Origin of the sequence: Marinobacter vulgaris, from assembly GCF_003344045.1 — a bacterium.
Lineage (GTDB): Bacteria > Pseudomonadota > Gammaproteobacteria > Pseudomonadales > Oleiphilaceae > Marinobacter > Marinobacter vulgaris.
This window is the reverse complement of sequence record NZ_QFWX01000001.1, coordinates 271,794-288,624: the sequence shown is the minus strand read 5'-3', so window position 1 is coordinate 288,624 and position 16,831 is coordinate 271,794. Positions and strand designations below refer to the sequence as shown.

Annotated in this window: 15 protein-coding genes; 7 read left to right on the top strand and 8 right to left on the bottom strand. The window is 57.8% G+C overall.

From position 1 onward, the window contains the following. The first annotated feature begins 84 nt into the window (after nucleotides 1–84). Both DIT71_RS01340 and DIT71_RS01335 read left to right on the top strand, forming a co-directional pair. On the top strand, nucleotides 85–1,482 hold the full coding sequence (locus DIT71_RS01340) for a sigma-54 dependent transcriptional regulator (protein WP_114611402.1): 1,398 nt from the start codon (nucleotides 85–87) through the stop codon (nucleotides 1,480–1,482). Then, nucleotides 1,473–2,549: a transporter gene (locus DIT71_RS01335; protein ID WP_114611401.1), complete on the top strand. Its 1,077-nt coding sequence runs from the start codon at nucleotides 1,473–1,475 to the stop codon at nucleotides 2,547–2,549. Before DIT71_RS01340 ends, DIT71_RS01335 begins: the two co-directional genes overlap by 10 nt. 18 nt (nucleotides 2,550–2,567) lie before the next feature. On the opposite strand, the gene DIT71_RS01330 is transcribed toward DIT71_RS01335, so the two are convergent. From DIT71_RS01330 to DIT71_RS01310, 5 genes are all read right to left on the bottom strand, one after another. Continuing rightward, nucleotides 2,568–3,068 carry a hypothetical protein gene (locus tag DIT71_RS01330; RefSeq protein WP_227537898.1) on the bottom strand — a complete coding sequence of 167 codons (501 nt, stop codon included), beginning with the start codon at nucleotides 3,066–3,068 and terminating at the stop codon, nucleotides 2,568–2,570. Next, nucleotides 3,068–3,760, bottom strand: coding sequence for a C39 family peptidase (locus DIT71_RS01325; protein ID WP_114611400.1), 693 nt, complete (start codon nucleotides 3,758–3,760; stop codon nucleotides 3,068–3,070). Before DIT71_RS01325 ends, DIT71_RS01330 begins: the two co-directional genes overlap by 1 nt. Nucleotides 3,761–3,772: 12 nt before the next feature. After that, on the bottom strand, nucleotides 3,773–4,123 hold the full coding sequence (locus DIT71_RS01320; protein WP_114611399.1) for a hypothetical protein: 351 nt from the start codon (nucleotides 4,121–4,123) through the stop codon (nucleotides 3,773–3,775). Nucleotides 4,124–4,176: 53 nt separating this feature from the next. Next, nucleotides 4,177–5,331, bottom strand: a complete 1,155-nt coding sequence (locus tag DIT71_RS01315; RefSeq protein ID WP_114611398.1) for a hypothetical protein — start codon at nucleotides 5,329–5,331, stop codon at nucleotides 4,177–4,179. 374 nt (nucleotides 5,332–5,705) lie between these two features. After that, nucleotides 5,706–7,295: an isocitrate lyase gene (locus DIT71_RS01310; RefSeq protein WP_114611397.1), complete on the bottom strand. Its 1,590-nt coding sequence runs from the start codon at nucleotides 7,293–7,295 to the stop codon at nucleotides 5,706–5,708. Nucleotides 7,296–7,583: 288 nt separating this feature from the next. Between DIT71_RS01310 and DIT71_RS01305 the strand changes: the two genes are divergently transcribed. Genes DIT71_RS01305 through DIT71_RS01295 form a run of 3 tightly spaced genes read left to right on the top strand, consistent with a single transcriptional unit; the run spans nucleotide 7,584 to nucleotide 9,821 of the window. Then, nucleotides 7,584–9,071: a DUF1538 domain-containing protein gene (locus DIT71_RS01305; protein ID WP_114611396.1), complete on the top strand. Its 1,488-nt coding sequence runs from the start codon at nucleotides 7,584–7,586 to the stop codon at nucleotides 9,069–9,071. Beyond that, nucleotides 9,068–9,418, top strand: coding sequence for a transcriptional regulator (locus tag DIT71_RS01300; RefSeq protein ID WP_114611395.1), 351 nt, complete (start codon nucleotides 9,068–9,070; stop codon nucleotides 9,416–9,418). The genes DIT71_RS01305 and DIT71_RS01300 overlap by 4 nt, the downstream gene beginning before the upstream one ends. Nucleotides 9,419–9,431: 13 nt before the next feature. Continuing rightward, nucleotides 9,432–9,821 carry a CBS domain-containing protein gene (locus DIT71_RS01295; RefSeq protein ID WP_114611394.1) on the top strand — a complete coding sequence of 130 codons (390 nt, stop codon included), beginning with the start codon at nucleotides 9,432–9,434 and terminating at the stop codon, nucleotides 9,819–9,821. Between the two features lie 13 nt (nucleotides 9,822–9,834). Here DIT71_RS01295 and DIT71_RS01290 read toward each other — a convergent pair whose 3' ends face one another. After that, nucleotides 9,835–11,781: a CASTOR/POLLUX-related putative ion channel gene (locus DIT71_RS01290; RefSeq protein WP_114611393.1), complete on the bottom strand. Its 1,947-nt coding sequence runs from the start codon at nucleotides 11,779–11,781 to the stop codon at nucleotides 9,835–9,837. Nucleotides 11,782–11,886: 105 nt separating this feature from the next. Here DIT71_RS01290 and DIT71_RS01285 point away from each other — a divergent pair, with 105 nt between their 5' ends. Further along, a complete protein-coding gene (locus DIT71_RS01285; RefSeq protein ID WP_114611392.1) occupies nucleotides 11,887–13,098 on the top strand; it encodes a hypothetical protein in 1,212 nt (403 codons plus the stop codon). On the opposite strand, the gene dauA is transcribed toward DIT71_RS01285, so the two are convergent. Beyond that, nucleotides 13,091–14,824, bottom strand: a complete 1,734-nt coding sequence (dauA, locus tag DIT71_RS01280) for a C4-dicarboxylic acid transporter DauA (RefSeq protein ID WP_114611391.1) — start codon at nucleotides 14,822–14,824, stop codon at nucleotides 13,091–13,093. The two genes, DIT71_RS01285 and dauA, sit on opposite strands and share 8 nt — an antisense overlap. A 75-nt stretch (nucleotides 14,825–14,899) precedes the next feature. On the opposite strand from dauA, the gene DIT71_RS01275 reads away from it, so the two are divergent. Continuing rightward, on the top strand, nucleotides 14,900–15,907 hold the full coding sequence (locus DIT71_RS01275) for a ChaN family lipoprotein (RefSeq protein WP_227537897.1): 1,008 nt from the start codon (nucleotides 14,900–14,902) through the stop codon (nucleotides 15,905–15,907). An 18-nt stretch (nucleotides 15,908–15,925) separates the two neighbouring features. On the opposite strand, the gene DIT71_RS01270 is transcribed toward DIT71_RS01275, so the two are convergent. Then, entirely contained in the window at nucleotides 15,926–16,777 is an 852-nt protein-coding gene (locus DIT71_RS01270) for a DMT family transporter (RefSeq protein WP_114611389.1), read from the bottom strand. Nucleotides 16,778–16,831: the final 54 nt, after the last annotated feature.

Genomic DNA, 16,831 nt, shown 5'->3' with positions numbered 1-16,831 from the left:
ACTGGATCGAGCCGTTCCAGCCTTCTGGGAGTTTAATGAACGTTTAGCCGTCCGTTTTCCGACAAGAACTCAAGGAGAGTCGTCATGAAGGAAAAACGACCGCTCGTCTGGTTGTCGGCGGAACACTCCGGTTGTACAAACCACGCTACTGGACTGCAGGAATGGCGGTTGCTTCCCATAGCCATTGGCGCTGGGCCAGGCCAGGGTGATGTCCCCGGCGACACCACCTGGGTTGGCGTCTTCGATCTCAGCGAACTGTCCAGTGAGCAGCTGGCGGTGGCCGGCAGCTGGCTGGAAGCACTCCGGGTCGAGCACTGGGTCGCCATCCTTGAGCCTGGCCAGATCGATAATCCGGGTGTCTGCGAGCTTATCAACCGCTATTGCGAGGATTACCACACGTTGCCGGTTCAGCCTGAACGGCTCAACGGGATCCTTGGCCACCTCTGGGGCATGTCCGAACTCCAGGCAAGGACTTCCCTCGTCGCGCCGCTAAGCTATCACGACATTGCCCTGGAGGGTGAGTCCACGGCCATCAGGCGTACACGGGGACTGCTTGGCAAGTTCTCACATACTGAAGAACCCGTGCTGATCTACGGTGAAAACGGCACCGGCAAAGAAGCGGCCGCCAGATTCATTCACAACAACTCCCCTCGCAGAAACAAACCCCTGGTTGTCATCAACTGTGCTGCCCTGCCCCCCTCACTGACTCAGAACGAACTGTTCGGGCACGAGAAAGGGGCTTTTACCCATGCCCTGAGCGCCCGGAAGGGCAGAATTGAAGCCGCCGACGGGGGCACCCTGCTGCTGGTCGGTGTTGATGAACTCCAGGCAGAACAGCAGTCAGCCATTCTGCGCTTTCTACAGGAAGGGCAGATCGAACGCATTGGTGGTTTTCACCCTATCAGGGTGAATGCGCGGCTGATCGCCACCAGCACGAGTCCCCTGGAAGATCTTGTCGCCTCCGGCCGCTTTCGCAGCGACGTTTTCTATCGGCTTGGCAGCCTGCATGTGCTACTGCCCCCGCTGCGGGAGCGCAAAGAGGACATTCCACTGCTGGCAAACCGGTTACTGTCAGCCACGCCCTCACCTGCAGGGCCCAGGCGCCTGGCACACAAAACCACGATATGCCTTGCCGAACATCCCTGGCCGGGAAATCTCAGAGAGCTCCAGAATCGGTTGCGCCAGGCTTCACTGCTCGGAGAGGGTCTTGTCATTGATCCCGACGATATGGGTTTTGGACCGGCGTCGGCCAACCGCCAGAGCCGGAGCCAGGAACTGTCCCTGGATGCCTTCCGCTCACAGGCAGACCGCCAGGCAATCTCGGTAAGCCTGGCTCTGGCCCAGAATAATATTTCCGCTGCGGCCCGACTGCTCAACATTTCAAGAGTTTCGTTTTACCGGCTGATGGACAAGCATCACGTCCCTCACAGAACGTCCGTCTCGCCTTCGAAGGGTGCAAAAGGAGATTTCCCATGGCTGTAAAATTGCTCTGGCTCATTCCGGTGTTAACGATAGCGACGCCAATACTCCCTGCAGCCGCCCAGGCGGACAGGGACTCTGCATCGCGGCAGGGTAGCGCGGCGATATCGGCACCCGAGGAAGAGAATGACCCGGCCACCAATATTGCATCGATTACCGCAGACCGCGGCATCGTTACCCGACCGGGCCGGTTCACCATCGAGCCGTCGATTTCATATGCCCATAGCAACTCTACCGCTGTCGCGGTGGAAGGTTACACCGTTATACCCGCCCTGCTCATCGGGCTGATCAACATCTCGGAGATCCAGCGTGATATTTTCGTTGGCGCCATGTCACTCAAATATGGCTTCACCAGCAAGCTTGAGGCGTCGGTCCGTGTGCCTTATCTCAGTATCAGCGAGGACCTCAGAGAGCGGGAGGTCTTCGATGGCACGCCGGTGGATATCCTCCGCGAGTCCTCAGGCGAAGGTCTCGGTGACGTGGAACTGTCGTTTCGTTACCAGCTGACCGATGGGTTGGGCGGCTGGCCCTACGTGATTGGTGCCTTGCGGGTTAAAGCACCAACCGGAGAAGGTCCTTACGACGTCGAACAGCGGGTTATCCGGGATAGTGAGGGCAATCAGATCGGAATCGAGTTGGAAAATAGGCCGACTGGGTCCGGTTTCTGGTCCTTTGAACCGGGCTTTTCGTTCATTTATCCGACAGACCCGGCCGTGTTGTTCGGAAATTTGAGTTATGTCTGGACCCAGGAAGAGGATCAGGGATTGGAAAATGGCGGTATTATCGATCCTGGCGATATCGTGCGTTTCGGCTTTGGAATGGGCTTTGCGTTTAATGACCGTACGTCCTTCAGCCTGGGCTATGATCACTCGGTCATCCGCAAAACAACCTTCGAGCGGGATAACGATCTGTTTGCAGCCAACTTCGACCGCATCCAGATCGGTTCCCTGTCGTTCGGCCTGTCACAGCGTCTGTCTCGCTCCACTTCCCTGAGCCTGACAGTGAGCGTGGGGGTGACGGAAAATGCGCCGAATAGCGAAATTACCCTTAAACTGCCGATCAGCCTCTAGGGAGAAACCGAACGAACATCAGCGACCCAGCAACTGGATCAATTGATCGCTGAACCGTGCCGGGAACTGGTTCCCGGCACCACCGAAATTGTTCAGCTCGATATTCAGTTGGTGCATATTCTGTATCACCGTACTATCGAGGTTATTCTGAATCACCGTCATCCAGCCGCTTGGCCCCGCCATATTGCTGGATACCCGGGCACCCCCACTCCGGTTTGCACTGATAACCTCAAGGACTGTTTCAGTATGGTGGTTCACCAGGCGATCATTGACGACCTGATTGAGATTGGGGATCGTCAAGCGATTGATCACCATGGTGTCGCCATTGATACCGACAATCTGTTCCAGCCCAATACTGATCTCCAGGTTATCCATCAGGAAGCCACCACGGTACCCGGCCAACTCCGGATCACTCAGGGGCTCGACACCCAGCCTGAGCTCTGCCTGGACAGATGGCGATAACGTTAGCAATGAGATAACCAATACAGCGACCGCTGGCATCCGCACCATCATGATCATCACCATTCCCTTGTGGAGGGCCAGTAAGGCAGCGTGTGGCCGAGTGAAGGACCACCCTGAACTTTCTGTATCGGCGCCCGGGCCACCTGAGGCCAGTGTCCCTCGCCGAGAAATGCGTCACGCCCCTGCTGTAGATGACTGCGTATAACAAAGGCGGTGCCATTCCAGTACTCACTGAATTGAGCATAGGAATAAACCTTTAGCCCCCGCGCCGGATCCCCCACCAGAACCTCGCCATCGCTGATGCCCTTGATCAGAACAAAATGCTGGAAACCATCAATGTTTAGCAAAACGATCATGGGCAATCGCACCTTTTCCTTGAGGCCGGTCAATGGCACGCGGAAGCCGTCGGCCTGATACCCTCTGGCCTCAAGGTAGCGTTTCATATCGAGCATGGAAAAACCCTGCTGACGCACTTTTTCTTCGTCCGCCAACGCCAGCATTTCGATGAAAACGTCGTGTTCTGTCACCGGGTCGTCGTAGTGGAAGGATAACAGCGAGGCCAGAGCTGCGGAGCCGCAACTGAAATCGTATTGCTGGCGCATCACGCTGTCAAAACGCCGGTTTTCGAAACTGGTAACCTTTAGCTGAAAATCACCCCCGATACCCGGCACCATAACCGAGCCGGCAAAGGCAGTGGACCATAGCAGCCCGGCACTCGCGCAGATCGCAACAAGAACCTTTCCGGCCATGGCCCACCTCCGTCAGTGATTGATCAGTATATTGATCTGGGTACTATCCTGAATGACCACCTGGTTACCGGTGTTCTGGATAACCGTGGCAATCCCGCTCATGTTGCCGAACGCGTTGTCGGAAATACTGTTGTTGCCAGTAACCACATTACCCGACAGCAGGTTATCGGACACATTCGCATTCTGCTGGTTATCGTTAATCTGCCACTGCAGCGGTATTCCCTGGCGACCGCTTGCGTCCGCCAGCTGATCGGCCGATAACGGCGTGGCGTCCATCCACTCCTCGGCCGATACCAGTCCCGTTGCCCCGATTATTAACACCAGCAAGGCAGCCTTCAGTTTCCATCTGATGACGTCACCCATGGCAGTTCTCCCGGAATAACCGGGCCGCACCCGTCAGGCGCGGCCTGGATTCCTTACTGGGTGCCAGCGCCACCACCGGTAGACAGGTTGGACATTACGCTGACGTTAGACTGCGCAACACCACCGACCCCGGAATTCTGGGCGAAGGAGCCAACACCGGTGAAGTTCGCTGAACCACCAGAGATTTCGTTGGTGTTCCGAACCTCGGTGTAGGAACCACGACCGTCTGCTGTGCCGTAGGTCACGGTCACGTCAGAAACGCTGCCATCAAGCTCGGCAGTGTTCATGAACGCGCTGACGTCCAGGGTGAGGGTGTTGTAGGAATCCGCCACATCACTGTCGGTGCTGTTGTCAGTGTTGTAGGAATCAGCAACATCACTATCAGTGCTGTTATCGGTATCGCTGTTGTACGAGTCCTCCACATCACTATTAGTGCTGTTGTCAGTGTCGGTATCGGTATCGCTGTTGTACGAGTCCGCTACATCACTGTTGGTGCTGTTATCGGTATCTGTGTCAGTGTCAGTATTGTAGGAATCCTCAACATCACTCTCGGTGCTGTTATCAGTATCGCTGTTGTACGAGTCCGCTACATCACTGTTGGTGCTGTTATCGGTGTCGGTATCAGTATTGTAAGACTCCTCCACGTCACTGTTGGTGCTGTTGTCAGTGTCGGTATCGGTATCGCTGTTGTACGAGTCCGCTACATCACTGTTGGTGCTGTTATCGGTGTCGGTATCAGTATTGTAAGACTCCTCCACGTCACTGTTGGTGCTGTTGTCAGTGTCGGTATCGGTATCGCTGTTGTACGAGTCCGCTACGTCACTGTTGGTGCTGTTGTCAGTGTCGGTATCGGTATCGCTGTTGTACGAGTCCGCTACGTCACTGTTGGTGCTGTTGTCGGTGTCGGTGGCGGTGTCGCTGTTGTATGAATCCTCGACATCGCTATTGGTGCTGTTGTCGGTATCGGTATCAGTGTCGGTGTTGTAAGAGTCCGCCACATCACTGTTGGTGCTGTTATCTGTGTCAGTATTGGTCGAGCTGTCATTGCCTGAATTGGTGTTACCGGAACTGTCATTATTGGCAGTAGAAGCATCGTTAGCATTGGTATTCGGATCTCCGTCACCACCCAGCTCCTGGCCGACGGCAAAACCGGAAATTCCCAGACTCATTGCGATGGCAGCTGCTAGCAAACTTTTCCTGGTATTCATAATGTCGCTTCCTTTTCGATTATTGGCTTTTGGAGGGATCCGACTAAAACCGCTAGCCTTCGGTAAGCCAAGGTTCAGACCCGCTAGACAAATGGAGCGATTACCGTGCCAGGATTAACAAGAGACCATCAACATACTGTTTAAAAAGGTATTTTTCTTTTTAAAGCAACGCGGGAGTCTTTGCGGAAGCGTTCGACTGTTTCAGGAATGAAACAGAGCTGATGAGGAGAACAGACAGGAAGGAATGTTTATTAATGGAATTCAGAAACTTGGGTGAAAATGCCGATGTAAAGAAAACAAAACCCCACACAAAGTGGGGTTTTGGACTCTGAAGCGGGCTGAGAAGCCCGCTTCATTGGCAACCAGACCAGTGCTTAGAACTGGTTCATGGTGTTGTCTTTGCCGCCAGCCTTCAGGGCTGCGTCACCTGCGAAGAACTCCTTGTGATCATCACCGATGTTGGAACCGGCCATGTCCTGGTGCTTCACAGTCGCGATACCCTGGCGGATTTCCTTGCGCTGGACACCGGCAACGTAAGCCAGCATGCCTTCGTCACCGAAGTAGCCCTTGGCCAGGTTGTCGGTAGACAGGGCTGCAGTGTGGTACGTCGGCAGCGTGATCAGGTGGTGGAAGATACCGGCTTCACGGGCACCGTCGCGCTGGAAGTTGGCAGTCCACTCGTCGGCCAGCTTGCCGAGTTCGGTGTCGTCGTACTTGGCGTTCATCAGGTCCGCGCGCTCGTAGGCAGACACGTCCTTGCCCTCGTCCTTCCAGGCATCGAATACCTGCTGGCGGAAGTTCAGGGTCCAGTTGAACGACGGGCTGTTGTTGTAGACCAGCTTGGCGTCGGGCACCACTTCCTTGATGCGGTTGACCATGGCAGCAATCTGGCCAACGTGGGGCTTCTCGGTTTCGATCCACAGCAGGTCAGCACCGTTCTGCAGACTGGTGATGCAGTCCAGAACAACACGGTCTTCACCAGTGCCCGGCTTGAACTGGAACAGGCCGGAAGGCAGACGCTTGGGCTTCATCAGCTTGCCATCAGACTTGATCACAACGTCGCCGTTGTTGATGTCTTCCGGCTTCTCGATGTAGTCACCGTCCAGGAAGCTGTTGTACTGATCCCCCAGGTCACCCGGCTCTTCAGTTACCGCCAGCTTCTGGGTCAGGCCGGCACCCAGGGAGTCGGTACGGGCAACAATAACGCCGTCGTCCACACCCAGCTCAAGGAATGCCAGACGGACAGCGTTGATCTTGGACAGGAAGTCGGCGTGGGGAACGGTTACCTTGCCATCCTGGTGACCACACTGCTTCTCGTCAGACACCTGGTTTTCGATCTGGATGCAGCAGGCACCGGCTTCAATCATCTGCTTGGCCAGCAGGTAGGTCGCTTCAGCGTTACCAAAGCCAGCGTCGATGTCGGCAATGATCGGCACGATGTGGGTTTCGTGGTTGTCGATCTGCTTGATCAGCTCGTCAGCCTTGGCGTTGTCGCCAGCGTTCTGGGCTTCTTCCAGGGCGCGGAACAGGTGGTTCAGTTCCCAGGCATCCGCCTGACGCAGGAAGGTGTACAGCTCGCCAATCAGGCTGGAGACAGCTGTTTTCTCGTGCATGGACTGGTCTGGCAGCGGGCCGAACTCGGAACGCAGGGCGGCAACCATCCAGCCAGACAGGTACAGGTAACGACGCTTGGTGCTACCGAAGTGCTTCTTGATGGAGATCATCTTCTGCTGGCCGATAAAGCCGTGCCAGCAACCCAGTGACTGGGTGTACTGGGAGGTATCTTTATCGTAGTTCGCCATGTCTTCACGCATGATTTTCGCGGTGTACTTGGCGATGTCCAGGCCAGTCCTGAATTTGTTCTGGGCGCGCATACGAGCCGCGTGCTCGGGCTTGATGGCGTTCCAGGTGGGGTTCTGCTTCAGAATGGAAGCAATGGCGTCAACGTCGTTTGCGTATGGCATGATCTCAGTCCTGTCTTCTACGGTTTGAGGTGCTCTTTTTTTGAAGTATAAAAGCAACTTCAGCGCGTCAGCGTCCGTTCACAAAACAACCAGCCCGCTGACATTGCCGGTTACTTTAGTGGGTTTGATTTTATAATTGAAATTTATATTATCTATATTCGGCATTTTTTCGGTGAATACTTACAGCGGTCAAACTTGAGCTGCACCAGGCAGGCCTGAACGGCCAGTGCTAACATGCAAACTCAGGCGATAAAACGCTTTCGATCACGACACAGGTGACAGGCCCCGGTGTTCTATATTCGAGCTTTCGGCCACTCGTTTCTGCATGCCCTGAAAAACCTCTTGCCCATTGTTGCGGTTGTGGTGTTTTTCCAGCTCGCCATTCTGCAACAGATACCGGATAACACCCTGGGCATGGCCTTTGGCCTGCTCATTGTGGCGGTGGGGGTCGCGCTTTTCCTTCAGGGGCTGGAATTGAGCATTTTCCCCGTGGGCAAGAGCCTCTCGAACCAGTTCGCCCGCCGGGGCTCCATTCCGATCCTGATGGCGTTCGGGTTTGCCCTCGGGTTTTCCGCTGTGGTAGCGGAGCCTGCGCTGATTGCCGTTGCCCAGCAGGCCCAGGAAATCAGCGGCGGCAGAATTGACGCCCTCACCCTGCGGCTGCTTGTGGCGGTGTCTGTCGGGGTCGTGGTGGCATTGGGGGTGCTCCGGACAATACTAGGCTATCCGTTACACTGGTTCATGATCGTGGGTTACCTCACGGTCGTAATCGTGACCTGGTTTGCACCGGAGGAGATCGTCGGTCTTGCCTACGATTCCGGCGGGGTTACCACCAACGTGGTGACGGTTCCCCTGGTTGCAGCACTTGGCATCGGCCTTGCCGTTTCCATTCGCGGCCGCAATCCGCTTACCGACGGTTTCGGGCTGGTGGCACTGGCCGTCATGGTTCCCATGATTACCGTTCAGCTCTACGGCATTCTGGTTTACTCGGGAGACCAGGCGGACGGCGAGCTGTTGATGGACACCGGCGTCGATCCCTCCCCGGTTTCCGGGCCAGTAAAACTACTGCTGGAGCTGGCTGAGATGGTCAGGGACGTATTGCCCATCATCCTGACCATTCTTGTATTCCAGTATCTTGTATTGCGGCGTGGCCTGAGCAATCCCCGCAAGATTCTGTTTGGTTTTGCCCTGGTCATTCTCGGCCTCTACGCATTTGTGGTGGGCCTGAAAATAGGTCTGTTCCCCATTGGCACCAGCATGGCGGAGCAGCTGGTGACCCTGGATGGATTTCTCTTCGTTTACCTGTTCGCCTTTATGATCGGGTTTGCCACTACCATGGCGGAACCGGCGCTGATTGCCATTGGCCAGCAAGCGGAAGAGGCTGCTGCCGGCGCGATTAACGGCAATGCCATCCGCCTGTTTGTTGCCCTGGGAGTCGCTATCGGGATTACCGTCGGTGTGCACCGCATCATCGCCGGAGACTCGATCCATTACTACATCATGGGCGGTTACCTCGTGGTTATCCTGCTGACCACCGTTGCCCCGCGCTATATCATTGCACTGGCCTACGACCTGGGCGGCGTCACTACCTCGGAGGTTACGGTCCCGCTGGTAACCGCACTGGGGATTGGCCTGGCGAGCAATATCGACGGGCGCAGTGTGCTTATTGACGGCTTCGGGCTGATTGCCTTTGCCTCCATCTTCCCCATCATCACGGTAATGGCCTATGCCATTGTTGTTGACCACATCGCTGCCAGAAGGAAACTCTCCACATGAAATTCTCTGTACTTGTCGCTATCGTCCCGGAAGATCAGGAACAGGAGTGCATCGACGCAGCCCGGGACCAGGGCGCTGGCGGTGTCACGGTGCTGGGTGGGCGCGGTATCAGCAATACCGCAAAGAAGACCTTCTTTGGCCTGAGCTATGATGGCAGCCAGAGCATTCTGGTGATGGTGCTGGAAAAAGGGTTGTCGCTGGATATCCTGAAGGCCATCCAGCACATTCTCATGCCCAGAAAAAACGACTCCCGGGGGCTGGTGTTCACGCTGCCCCTTGAACACCTGGGGGGCATTGACCTGTCCCAGGTTGAGAAATTTGAACAGCATGTAAAAGACTCACTATAGGCGGATCCCCGGGATGAAACTTGTAAAGGATGTGATGATTCGGGACACCATCAATGTGTCCCCGTTTGCCAGTCTCCGTGAGGCCTTGTCACTGATGAAAAGGCACAAGGTGAAATCACTGGTGGTGGAAAAACAGAATGAACACGATGCCTACGGCCTGATCACCTACACCAATATTCTCAAGGCGGTGATTGCGGAAGACGGCGATATCGACCTGCTCAATGTGTACGATGCCTGCGCAAAGCCGGTGATCAGCGTCGGGGAACACCTCGGTATCCGCTACGCGGCCAGCCTGATGAGCCAGCATCGCGTGAAGCGCCTGCTGGTCCTGCAGGATAATGAACTGGTGGGCTTCGTGGTTATGGACGACATCATGGCCGCCCTGCTCGAAACCATTGATTGAACCAGGCCCAGGCTCATGACGCGCACAGCACAACCAACCGGTCATCGCCCTTCAGGTCCAGATACTCGTCTCTGGGGGGTTTAAGCCTCAGATGGCGCCCCTGCTGATCGGCAACACCGCGCCAGACGCCGAGCGCCACTTCGCCTTTTGCCGCCACCACTTTCTCCAGCACCTGAAAGTCGGCGCTGGCGGGTAGCGGGTAATCGTTGGGATCGCGGAACTGTATCTCGGCCCCACCGACGGTAAACAGCTCGTCCAGCACCACCCTCAGCTCACGCCGCAACGCCACCTGGGCAAGCACGTGGCTGACAATCATCGGGCTGATCATCATTTCACTCTGGTGCCCGGTCAACAGGTTACGGTTGTCGGGATCACTCAGCTCCATGATCAACTGGGGGCGCCGGCCACCTTTACTGAGCAGGTCTTCCAGCTGGAGGTAGCCGACCATTGCACGGGCATCGGCTTCTTCACCGGAGGCCAGACGATCACTGCTTACCAGCATGATGGAATCGTAGTTGAGCGGGCCCACCCGCCGCAGCTCACCTTCTACCATGTAATCCGCCTCCACGTGCCGACAGATAACGTCGCGCTGGTGCCCCAGGTAACGGTCTATTTCCTGCTGGCGCTCCGAGGCGGGCACCACCGAGACCACATCCACCTCAAACCGCATCTTGCTGTAGCTGGCGAATTCGTCTATCAGGCTGGGAACGCGGCGGTTCCACCCCAGCACAAGAACCCGGTGGACGCGTTCGGAAAAGGCAACCGCGTGGCTGACGGGCTGCCCGCGATGGATCACCGGCAGTTTCGGGGCCTTGGGATCGGATTCGGTTTCGGCATAGTCCCGCGCCAGCATCACAACGCGATCTTCGGCGGCTATCGCGGTATCCGACGCCGCCGGCATCTGGACATGCCAGCCCCTGCCGGCCGGTTTGAGAATACCCAGCACAATCGCCTGTGACCGCTGGGATGCCAGCTCACCGAGTGTCATTCCCGCCAGGGACTCGCCACCCCGGATATACATTTCGCAGCCTTCGCCGGCGGTCAGTAGCTCATTGTAGATTTCCGACAGTCCCGGATGCAGAATGTTCTGGACCATCAGCCGGCTGATGGTGGCATCACCGGCCACCACCTCCAGCTCGCCGGGATAGGCCCGCTCAATGACCGGGTGTTTGCGTATATCCTGAATTTCGGCCACCACGAACGGCAGTGGCGCACCCAGGTGCCGCGCCTGTGCGGCAATCGACAGCAGCGCCTTGACGGTTTCTATATCCGAGGTGACCAGACTGCCCGCTTCATGGGCCGCGCTGGGCACTATCACCGCAGAGGCATCCAGGCAGGCTACCCGCTGCAGCGCATCCGGCTGGATTGCGGCACCGGAGCGCAGAATGATCTGGCGCGCCTTGCGGCCGATTCCGGGCTCATTGCGCAATTCATGCACCTGGGCCGCAGAGGCGGTTTCCGAAAGCACCACCAGACGCAACCGGCTGGTATCGTGCTTCTGGAGGAACCTTCGCATACGGCCCGAAGAGCCCAGCAATTCACCGAGCAGGGGCAGCGTCTGGTTGGTCCAGCCCAGCACCACGATATGGTTTCTCAGGGTGACCGGCGTCAGCCCTCGTTCAAGGTCCGTCATCTTGGCTATCAGCCATCGGGTCAGGATGGCCACCAGGGTACCCATGAACACCACATAGCCGCTGATGGTCAGGATGGTGGACACCAGCCGCTGCCAGTTACCCACATCATCCCCCAGGTAGCCCGGGTCCGTCAGCCGCAGAAAGGCCCACCAGATGGCCCCGCCCATATCCTCATGGGGTTCGCCGAAGGGAATCACCAGCAGGCCGCCAATCAGGGAAATCAGGCCGATGAAGACGCCCACCACCAGCAACTGAAAACCAGCGCCTTTAACAAGCTGGCGTTCTACAATAAATTTGACACGGTCAACAAAACGAAAGGGGAGCATCACTGTCCTTCTACGCAAACCCGAAATGCCCGTAGCATAGCCCATTAGGCAAGGCGGAGACGGGTAAAAGTTTGTTCAATGCCGACTACCTGACCGGGAAATGCCATGCGTCGCACCCTGAGAATCCTTATTGGCACGACTGCCCTTCTGCCGATGGCCCTGGCAGCCGAACTCAACCACCTGCCGCAACCGTGGCGGCAGGAGGCGGTGGTCATGGGTGCGGACGAACCCGACAATGAGGAACGCTACCTCCATGAACTGTCTTTTCAACACAGCCAGCCTGCACCGTCGGTGATTGATAACGGCATCCGCGGGACCGGCGGCAGCGTCGGTAGCCGGCGGCTGTATCTGGATTTCCGGTTCCGCCAGGACTTCGGCTTTAACGAGAATCACCAGGGTTTCCTGCTCGACATACAGCGCAGCGAGGACTTTGACGGCAGCTACGATCGACAGCTCGTGGGGTTTCGCCACCAGCTCACCGATGCCACGGAGGTCTGGCTGCAGGGAGATGTGTTTCCGGACAAATCCCGCTCGGATATATACTTCAGCGGCCGTCACAGCTTCAGCAACGAATCCTGGATCCACGGCAGCTGGATTTTGCCCGACGCCTATTTCAACAGCAAAACCCGCAGCGACGATGCGTTTGTGGACCCCGCCCAAAGCTTCTTTGTTCAGTGGCATCAACCCGCAGCGCAACAGCAGCTCGGCACCACTGCCTCCGTAACCTATTCTCCACCCTCCACTTTTGACAGCCGTGAGGAGAGCCTGGTGGTGGAAAATGAAACCCTCCGGGGGGCGCTTACCCACCAACTCCGACGCGGCCACTGGTCGCTGCGAGCAGAACTCAGCGGCGAATACACCCGCCGCCATTACACCCTGGACGAGCGCCCCGGCACCATACCCACCAGCCGCGACCACATCAGTTTCGATGTCGAAGCGGTTCATAAGAACCACCGCCTGCAACCCGGCATCGGGCTGCATTATTTCTATCTCAGGGAACAGGGATATACCGGCCGAGACCTTGATGAAATTGCTGACGTGCGCCGCAGAGAGCCCACTGTATCGGGGCGGTTCAGGCTGCCACTGACACCGGCCGTCACGCTTACGCCCGCGATCTACCTGAGTGTTCCGGACATCGACCAGACCTATTCAGAAAGTGATGACGAAAACCACCACGGGTTTACCGGCAAATTCGCATTGCCCTTCGAAATAGTGCTGTCCCGGGAAGAAAGCGCCATTCTGACCCTCGCGCCTACGTTTTATCTGCACAAGGCGGCGTTTGGCGGTGGCAACCTCCAGTTGCACTGGCCTATGTAGGCGCGAGCCGGCTCTCCGCGATAATCGCTTCATCCAGGGTTGGATAGAAACGGATCACACCCGGCTCGGGCTTCACGCCCGCCCTGGCCAACGTGCGCAGCGGCTGAAACTGGAGGTCGGCAACGACTACCTGCGTGCCGTCCTGCCTGCAGGTGTCGATAAGCTTGTTCAGGGCCGACAGGCCGCCGGCGTCCAGAATTGTCACCCCGTCCATATAGAGAATGAAGCCACGGGCACTGGCTGATAACTGCGCCAGTTCCCCGAAAATCCGGTCGGCCGCGGCAAAGAACAGAGGGCCGTTGATTTTGAATACCTGCCAGCCATCCGGGAGTCGGGCGCCCGCCATCCGCTTGCTTCCAGTAATATCCGTAACCCGGGTCATCTGCGCCATTTCCCGCATGAACAGTACCGCCGCCAGCAGGATACCGGTAGTAATCGCAATCACCATGTCCAGCAGTACTGTCAGCGAGAAGCAGGTAATGAACACCAGTATGTCGCTGCGCGGGGCCGTTTTTATCAGATGCAGTGACTTGGGCGCCTCGCTCATGTTCCACGCCACCATCACCAGCAATGCCGCCATGGCCGCCATTGGAAGATAGGCCAATAGCGGTGCCAGTGACACCAGTGCCAGCAGAACCACCAGGGCGTGAACCATTGCCGAGACCGGAGACTCGGCACCAGCGCGGTAGTTGGCTGCCGAGCGGGCAATGGCGGCGGTTGCGGTAATACCACCGAAAAACGGGGTGATCACGTTGCCGATGCCCTGGCCCAGCAACTCACTGTTGGCACTGTGACGCTTGCCCGTCATACCATCCAGCACCACCGCACACAGCAGCGATTCGATGGCGCCCAGCATGGCGATGGCAAAGGCCGCCGGCAACAGATCCCGCACCATGTTCCAGCTGAGGCCCAGGGGCTCACCGCTGGCGTCCGGTCGGTTCCAGGGCCAGGCAAACTCCGGCAGGAAGGGAGGAATACCGGCACCCAGGGACCCGTCCGCCAGCAGGTAGCTGAACCGTGAACCAATGGTTTCTATCGCTGCACCGTTGGCATTCAGCAGCACTGCCAGGAGACTGCCAATGATCACCGCCGGAAGATGCGGCGGTACCGGCGTCCTCAGACGGGGCCACAGCAGCATCACCGCCAGGGTGGCCAGCGCAACCAGGGTCGTCAGCCCGTCCAATCCTGGCAGCGCCTGAGCAACCACCGCCAGCTTGTCCCAGTAGTGCTCCGGCATTTGCTCGATGCCCAGCCCGAAAAAATCTTTCACCTGCAAGGTGGCAATTACCACCGCGATGCCGCCGGTAAAACCGAGAGTGACGGCCTCGGGGATGTATTCGATGAAGCGGCCCAGTCGCATCAGCGCCATAACGATGAGCAGCACCCCGGACATAAGCGACGCCAGCAACAGGCCACCAAGGCCATAGGTTTGCGCGATGGGGTAAAGAATCACCACGAAGGCGGCGGTCGGGCCGGAAACGCTGAAACGGCTGCCACCGGTCAATGCGATCACAAATCCGGCGATGAAAGCGGTATAGAGGCCGTACTGGGGTGGCACACCGCTGGCAATCGCCAGTGCCATGGCCAGGGGTATAGCAATAATGCCGACAGTCACCCCTGCCATCACGTCGCGGCCCAGACGCCTGGGGGTATAGCGCTCATCGATGCAGGCCTCCCGCAAAGCATGGGCAAACCGGAGCGAGAACAGATAGGCACGGTGCGGCATCAGGTATCCCTAACCATGGATCGGAAAAAACAAAAGGCTGACAGCCAACCGGGTTTCGTGATCGTATAAGCAACTATGACGACATATTCGCACACTCTGGTAATACTCGCCTGCCTGCTGTTGGCCGGCTGTGCCTCGATGCCCGGCGGCGACCCGAAAACACTACCGCCACAATCCCAGTACGATTCTGTCATCGCCGACAGCGACGGCCGGTTGCTCTCCATCAACCAGCTGGCAGAAGAGCTGGCTCCGGCGGATGTGGTGGTGATTGGCGAATATCACGGCCATCACGGCGCCCACCTGCTGCAATCGCTGCTGCAGTCGGCGCTCCATCAGCAACGGCCGCAACAGGTTTTGAGCATGGAGCAGTTCACACTGAACCATCAGGCCGAGCTGGACGACTATCTGGCGGGCCAGTCCGGGGAGGAGGAACTGATTGCCGATGCCAATGCCTGGCCCAACTACAAGGCCTCCTACCGGCCCCTGATCGAGTTCGCGAAGAACCGGAACCTGCCTGTGGTTGCCGCCAATGCACCCGAGGATATCGTCCGCTGCATCGGTCGTAGCGGCGCGGACTATCTCGAAAGACTCGACAAAGAGCGACGCCGGCAGCTACCGGAGGCTCCCTTTGTTGACACGCCTGGTTATCGCCAGAAGTTCCTCGAGGCACTTGGCGCAGGCCATGGCACAAGCCACGACCAACCAGATAACAGCGAGCGAATGGAAAACAGCTACAAGGCCCAGCTGCTGCGTGACAATACCATGGCTGATCGGGTGATCAGGACCCTGGAGCAGAACCCCGGCCATCAGGTTATTCACCTCACCGGCACGTTCCATGCGGAAGAACGCCTGGGCGTGGTGGCTGTGCTGGAGAAAAAACGCCCGGACCTTGAGGTGGCCGTTGTCAGCCCGGTCTTCTGGGGACCGGGCGATCAACTGGACAGCCTGCTGGAGGACCATCGGGGAAAAGGCGATTATCTCTATTTTCTGCAGCCATTGCCGCAGGAGTACAAGGACAGTGAACGCCACCGCGAGGCCATCATGGAACAGTTCCGGAACGCGGCGGACCTTTCCTGTGACTGAGCAGACCCTGCCCTGGCGCTACGCCGCTTTTTGCTGCCCCGCCCGAATCACGATAGCGATGCCTCCGAGAATGGCGATCCCGGCGACAATCAGCCTCAATGTCAGCGGCTCACTCAGCAGCAACACGCCCCCCACTGCGGCTATCACCGGGACGCTGAGCTGGACCGTAGCCGCCGAGGTCGCCTGCAGCAGCGGCAATGCCATGTACCAGACGGCGTATCCCATACCCGAGGCGATTGCACCGGAAGCGACCGCGTAGCCCATGCCCGCCATGTCAATGGTGGCGCTGGCCATCATCACGAGACTCAGCACCAATGCCATGGGCACCGCGCGGATAAAGTTGCCGGTGGTAACGGCCGTGGGCTCGCCGGCACCTTTTGCCCGCAGCGAATAGATGCCCCAGGCGATGCCGGCACAGATCATCAACAGGGAACTGAATAACGGGGGCGCCGTGAGGCCGGGCAACAACAGCCCCACCAGGCCGGAAAAGGCCAGGACAAAACCCACCCACTGCCAAAGATGGGGGCGATTGCCACGGGCAATGCCGATGCTGATCATGGTGGCCTGAACCGCGCCAAACAGCAGCAATGCCCCCATGGCAGCAGACAGGCCGCCATAGGCATAGGAGAAAGCAGCGGCATAGACAAACAGGGCCAGTGCCGAGCCCCAGGAGCCCTGTTTCATGGGTGCCCGGTTGCCACGGATACTCAGCAACAGCCACAGCATCAGGGCACCGGACACCAGGCGAACGCTGGTAAAGGTGGCGGCGTCAATGTCGGTATCACGCAGCGCGGCGCGGCAAAGCAGTGAGTTGCCGGCAAAAGCGGTCATGGCAACGGTCGTCAGCAAAAAGGGTCGTAATCGAGACAAGACAGCACTCCCGGTCAAACAGGTTCGGAACTCTCCAACTACCAGGCTATCCAG

What these genes read in the sequence shown, in the direction of transcription:
- DIT71_RS01340 (WP_114611402.1), top strand. Translation starts at nt 85, where the DNA reads ATGAAGGAAAAACGACCGCTCGTCTGGTTGTCGGCGGAACACTCCGGT.
- DIT71_RS01335 (WP_114611401.1), top strand. Translation starts at nt 1,473, where the DNA reads ATGGCTGTAAAATTGCTCTGGCTCATTCCGGTGTTAACGATAGCGACG.
- DIT71_RS01330 (WP_227537898.1), bottom strand. Translation starts at nt 3,068, where the DNA reads ATGATCATGATGGTGCGGATGCCAGCGGTCGCTGTATTGGTTATCTCA.
- DIT71_RS01325 (WP_114611400.1), bottom strand. Translation starts at nt 3,760, where the DNA reads ATGGCCGGAAAGGTTCTTGTTGCGATCTGCGCGAGTGCCGGGCTGCTA.
- DIT71_RS01320 (WP_114611399.1), bottom strand. Translation starts at nt 4,123, where the DNA reads ATGGGTGACGTCATCAGATGGAAACTGAAGGCTGCCTTGCTGGTGTTA.
- DIT71_RS01315 (WP_114611398.1), bottom strand. Translation starts at nt 5,331, where the DNA reads ATGAATACCAGGAAAAGTTTGCTAGCAGCTGCCATCGCAATGAGTCTG.
- DIT71_RS01310 (WP_114611397.1), bottom strand. Translation starts at nt 7,295, where the DNA reads ATGCCATACGCAAACGACGTTGACGCCATTGCTTCCATTCTGAAGCAG.
- DIT71_RS01300 (WP_114611395.1), top strand. Translation starts at nt 9,068, where the DNA reads ATGAAATTCTCTGTACTTGTCGCTATCGTCCCGGAAGATCAGGAACAG.
- DIT71_RS01295 (WP_114611394.1), top strand. Translation starts at nt 9,432, where the DNA reads ATGAAACTTGTAAAGGATGTGATGATTCGGGACACCATCAATGTGTCC.
- DIT71_RS01290 (WP_114611393.1), bottom strand. Translation starts at nt 11,781, where the DNA reads ATGCTCCCCTTTCGTTTTGTTGACCGTGTCAAATTTATTGTAGAACGC.
- DIT71_RS01285 (WP_114611392.1), top strand. Translation starts at nt 11,887, where the DNA reads ATGCGTCGCACCCTGAGAATCCTTATTGGCACGACTGCCCTTCTGCCG.
- dauA (WP_114611391.1), bottom strand. Translation starts at nt 14,824, where the DNA reads ATGCCGCACCGTGCCTATCTGTTCTCGCTCCGGTTTGCCCATGCTTTG.
- DIT71_RS01275 (WP_227537897.1), top strand. Translation starts at nt 14,900, where the DNA reads ATGACGACATATTCGCACACTCTGGTAATACTCGCCTGCCTGCTGTTG.